The organism is Methanocalculus sp., from assembly GCF_029762515.1.
Lineage (GTDB): Archaea > Halobacteriota > Methanomicrobia > Methanomicrobiales > Methanocorpusculaceae > Methanocalculus.
On record NZ_JARVGN010000402.1, the window covers coordinates 1 to 1998 of the forward strand.

A 1998-nucleotide genomic window follows, 5' to 3' on the forward strand; every position below is an offset into this window, starting at 1 on the left:
GGTGATCCCCGCGTGGGACCCGGTGCAGGCGGCGGCTGTGCTGCTGGGCATCGCCGGGGCGGTGCTCGTGGCCGGGCGGTCGGCGAGGATGCGGGGCGCAGGATTCGGATGCTGGATCGTCGGCAACCTCCTGTGGGTGGGGGAGGGGATTCTGGTGCAGAACGGGTATCTGGTGGTGATGTTCACCTTCTATTGTGTGATGGCGGTGGTGGGGTTCAGGAACAGCTGGGGCTGATTGCCTAAAAAGATTAGAAATTTAGTTATTTTTTCTTCCGCGTCATTTTTTAAGTCGGTGTCTCCTCTTCAACCACGCCGGTATAGTAGAGGATTATGCTTTCCTCGACCTGATTGCCTTCTGGATCGAGTGCAGTTATCGCAATGGTGACCTGCTGCTCTCCCTCAATGGTATGGAAATACTCTTCAAACCCCCAGGTATCACCGGGCTTGAGGATATACGGTCCATCAAAACCATCGGGTGAGCTTGATGCCCGGAATGAATCCGAGCTGAGCTGAACATCGGCATAGGGCACTGTCCCGGTGTTTGTGACCATGAATACAGCACCGACAGATGAACCCACGACAATATTCGGCCCCGGCGGCACCTCCGAAGGCACACCCCCGGATCCTGATAAATCGGCATGAATTTCGATGGACCCTTCGGAATCAGCATCGCTCTCCTGAATTCGCCCGTAGTAATATGCGACATCAGACGCGTTTACAATGTTACCATCGGGATCTTCTGCAGTGACATTGACGATATCCTCATATTGCTCTTCTTCAATCTGTTCCTCTATAATTAAGGTCCAATATTCGCCCGGTTCGAGGATGCCGTTCTGTTCTCTTCCCTCTCTCGTCCCTGAGAATGTGGGGTCCGGGGGCGTGTCCTCTCTAAAGCCGGTGAGCGTTCCATGGAGGTTATCTGAGACCTGCACATTTGTCAGCGGGACGTCTCCTGGATTCGTGATACGGATAAAGATCTCGGACCAGAGGAATATTCCGGCAATCTCAATTCCAGGAGATTCATCCGCATCCCAACCATTCACAGATTTCTCGATGGCGATCATGGCCTTACCATCAGGGGGTTGGGATTCAACTGTATCTGTTTCAGCCACGATAACCTGTCCCCTTATCCTGGGGAAGAGGGTGCAGATGTAGCTGTAGGTCCCCTCTTCATTGAAAGTGAAGCTGAATTCCTCGCCCGGAGCGATCACTCCTGAATCGAAGAGCGGCGAAGTGCTGGTCATCGTATGATCAACATTGTCCTCATTGGTCCATACCACCGTCCCGCCAGGAACCACCTCAACTATTTTTGGTAATAATCTGAGATCCTGAATCACGACGGTCGCGTTCTCTTGGGGTCGCGCCGATACGGCGAAGCATATCAGCCCCACCATGATGAGAAGCGCAACGCAAAGAGCAAATGGTCGCGTATTCATGTTCTTTACCTCTTTATAACGCGAGGGAGCGAGTCACCTGAAGAATGTGCTGTGCCAGCAGCTGGCGGATATCCCTGAATGGATGGTGAATTCTGGTGCGGACGCGCCCAGATTCCGATGCAGTTTTCCCCCCACTACATATGCAGGGCGTGTCCGCAAATCGTGCTCCACATCAATATTTGATTTTTTATAAAAACCCTTTCGTGGGGTCCCGGGACGGTACGGGTATCTGGTGGTGAGGTTCCCCTTCTACTGGGCGATGGCGGTGGTGGGGTTCAGGAATATGTGGGAGTCAAACGTGGAAGCGAAAGGGGTCTTCACCGAAGGTAGCAGTACGATGGATAGTTGGGTTGTTGGATCTGTGTTGGATAACGGAAATCAAATATCCAATCCCTTTTTGAAAAATAAACCCCAATTCGTGGATTAAGTCTGTTAGAATAGTATCGTTGTTGGATACATCTTGGCGTTTTTTCAAAGACTGCCAATTTATCTGACCCGGAGATCCTCACGCATCGCGTACTTTCTCACCAGATCCGGGTTGTGAATCCAGCAGATCTTTCCC

At 51.9% G+C, this 1998-nt stretch carries 2 protein-coding genes; one reads left to right on the plus strand and one right to left on the minus strand.

What is annotated here, in order from left to right; genetic code table 11:
* Positions 1-243 (plus strand): hypothetical protein (locus QCH34_RS11470; protein ID WP_300334289.1); only part of this gene is annotated, 243 nt, incomplete at its 5' end.
* A 41-nt stretch (positions 244-284) separates the two neighbouring features.
* On the opposite strand, the gene QCH34_RS11475 is transcribed toward QCH34_RS11470, so the two are convergent.
* The gene (locus QCH34_RS11475; RefSeq protein WP_300334291.1) at positions 285-1436 is read right to left on the minus strand and encodes a cupredoxin domain-containing protein; all 1152 of its coding nucleotides are present in this window, start codon (positions 1434-1436) and stop codon (positions 285-287) included.
* Between the last annotated feature and the right edge of the window lie 562 nt (positions 1437-1998).

What these genes read in the sequence shown, in the direction of transcription:
- QCH34_RS11475 (WP_300334291.1), bottom strand. Translation starts at nt 1,436, where the DNA reads ATGAATACGCGACCATTTGCTCTTTGCGTTGCGCTTCTCATCATGGTG.